Here is a 2,786-nt window from a genome sequence, read left to right as displayed (position 1 = left end):
TCGGCTTCCTCCTTATGGTCTATTTTGGCGATGGCCTCTTCGCGGCTCAACGGACGGGTGTTATTCACAAACTGAGAAGACTCATCCCAACGCACCGCTTTCCCCGTGGCCTGGTCTATCACCAGATAATCATCCACCAGGTTCTGGCTGGGAGTGTGGTCCAGCCAACATTCGAAGATGTCGGCCGTCTTGAACAACGGGCCGCAACCGGTGATGGACAAGTTGCTGTTCAGCAAGTTGGGAATCAGGTTAATCATATCGGTATTCTGCACCGTAGTCGCGTCCTTGCTCCAATAGTGCGCCAAGATGATTTCAGAAGATGAATAAGCCCCGTTCTGGTTGAACATATCCTCGTAATCAGGGTCGAGCGAAACACCTTCCAACGCATCCACCGCATCAATAGCCTCCTGATACAGGCTCTTTCCATTCTGCTGCAAAGCGGCGGCGTCATTGGTGTAGGCGGCAGCGGTCAGGCATACTTCCGAAAGGAAAGCATACGCGGCGTTACGGCTCAGACGACCGCTGATAGCCGTTGTGGGCAATCCCGGAATGGCCTCACGAATGTCTGTCAGCACATGCAGGTAACTTTCCGTAATATCTTTGGTCAACGGAAGGTTGAACTCATCTTCTGTGGTCAGCACACGGTCCACCCAGATATAACGTCCGCCTTTACGGGCCAAATCATAATAAATCATGGCACGCATCATTTTAGCCTCGGCCACAAACTGAGTCTTATACACATCGGCCAGGCTGGAAGCAGCCATTTTCTCCATAATCAGGTTGCAATTGCGGATAGCGGCAAAACGGTCGTTCAATCCCCATCCGTAAGTGTTCTCCATCAGTCCGCGCGCTTCGCCCGGGCAGGCGGCACGACAATTCACCATGTTGTTGCTGAAAGTCTTGTCCCATGTGGAGAAATTCTCATACAGGCTGTATGCGTTTCCATAGTTGCCGATGACAAATGCATCCACCGTGCTCTGCGTTTCCCAAACGACTGTTTCGGGAAAACCTTCTGTCGGTTCCGTGTCCAAGAAATCGCTGCAACTTTGCAAACCGGCAGTTCCCATCAAAAAGATAGGCAGTATATATTTACTTTTCATATTGATTGTCTTTTTTGAATGTGAATGATGAAATTAGAACCCAATATTCAAACTTACTGTATAAACCCGCGAGATGGGATAGGTGTATCCACTACCGCTGGAACCGGATTCAGGGTCGAATCCCCATTTCTTAGCAGGGCTGAATGTCAGCAAATTGTAACCGGCCAAAGAGAGATTACACTTGGTCATCCACGCAACGTTCTTCAGCAGCTTGTGTTTGAAGTCGTATCCGATAGACATATTTTTCAAACGGATGTAGCGTGCATCCACCAACCAGAAGTCCGTGCCCACAAAGTTGTTGTTGTTGTTGAATCCGGCTGACGCATGCTGGCGGGGATAAAGCGCACCGCGGTTGTCCGGCGACCAGATGTCTTTCTGGAAGTCGTAGATGACAGGCAGATAGTTGCTGTTACCACCCATCAGGATAGCATCCACATAGATGTTGTAATTGGTGGCACCCTGCCACAGCATATTGAAGGACCATCCTTTGTAACCCAAATCCACGCTGATACCATAGTTGGCTCGCGGGCTGGTGCCGTTACCCATGCGATACTGGTCGTCACCGTCAATCTTACCGTCACCGTTGAAGTCATAATACTTCAGGTCACCAGCCATCAGATTCGTAGAACTGTTACGCTTCGGATTGTTCATCACATCCTCGTAATTCGTATAGTAGCCCAGGTTCTTGTAATAGTTGCCTGTGTATGCGCCTACTTGCGTACCGCGCTTATACGGATTCTTCAAAGATGTTTCGGCTTCGTTCGGGTTGAGGTTCCAGCGGTCGTCATAACAAGTCATGTTGGCAGAGATGCCATACTGCAAATCGCCAATCTGGTCTTTCCACTGCAACACAAACTCAAAACCACGACGGACACTCTCACCGTTCGATTTCACTACCGGCAGATTTTTACCCAACGGAGAAGTATATCCCGCATTGGAAGGAGTGGCCAGATAACCGGTGGTCACTTTGGCAAAGTAATCCACCGAACCGGACAGACGGCTGTTCAGTGAAGCGAAATCAACTCCGATGTTGAAGTCCTTGGTGGTGTACCACGTCATATCCGGGCTGATGAGAGAACCTTCAGCAAAGCTCGGATACCATCTTTCACCAAGGAAAGCACCGCGTGTATATAAAGTATAAGAAGAGATATAAGCGAAGCGGTCGGCCGCACCGTCACCGTTCAGATCAAGGAAGTCCTGACCAATCTCTCCATACGAAGCACGCAGCTTGAACTGCTCGAAAATCTTGTCCATGTTCCATTTCTTCCAGAAGTTTTCTTCTGATACGGCCCATGCCACAGAACCGGAGAAGAAGGCTCCCCAACGTTCGCCCGACGGGAAATAGTCGCTACCGTCGTAACGGACATTGGCTTCGACCATATACTTGGCCGCGTAGTCATACTTCACACGTCCAATCAGGGCGGCACGACGGTAACCCACGCCTTCGTTCGACCAGTTTTCGGAGGTATCCACCGGTCCGGAACCTATCTGATCCACGTCGAAGATGTAGTTCTTACGCGACAGGCCGGAGTTGTCATAGTCCTGACCGCTTGCCTCGATACCGAATGTGGCGCCTACTGTGTGCACCTCTTTGAATGTGCGGACATAATCGGCAAAGAACTGCGTGTTGAAGTTGCGGTGATAATAGGTTTCCTTGCTCAAGTTGGGCTTATTGGCAGTTGCCGG

2 protein-coding genes are annotated in these 2,786 nt (G+C 50.1%); both read right to left on the bottom strand.

Annotated elements, in window-relative coordinates; translation table 11 throughout:
* Positions 1–1,100: RagB/SusD family nutrient uptake outer membrane protein (locus K2G43_RS00345; protein WP_300152589.1), on the bottom strand; the 1,100-nt coding region annotated here is incomplete at its 3' end.
* Between the two features lie 33 nt (positions 1,101–1,133).
* Positions 1,134–2,786 (bottom strand): SusC/RagA family TonB-linked outer membrane protein (locus K2G43_RS00340; RefSeq protein ID WP_300152587.1); only part of this gene is annotated, 1,653 nt, incomplete at its 5' end.

The organism is Bacteroides sp., from assembly GCF_029057325.1.
Classification (GTDB): Bacteria; Bacteroidota; Bacteroidia; order Bacteroidales; family Bacteroidaceae; genus Bacteroides.
The sequence above is the reverse complement of the archived record's forward strand: the minus strand, read 5'-3'. Positions and strand labels throughout refer to the sequence as shown.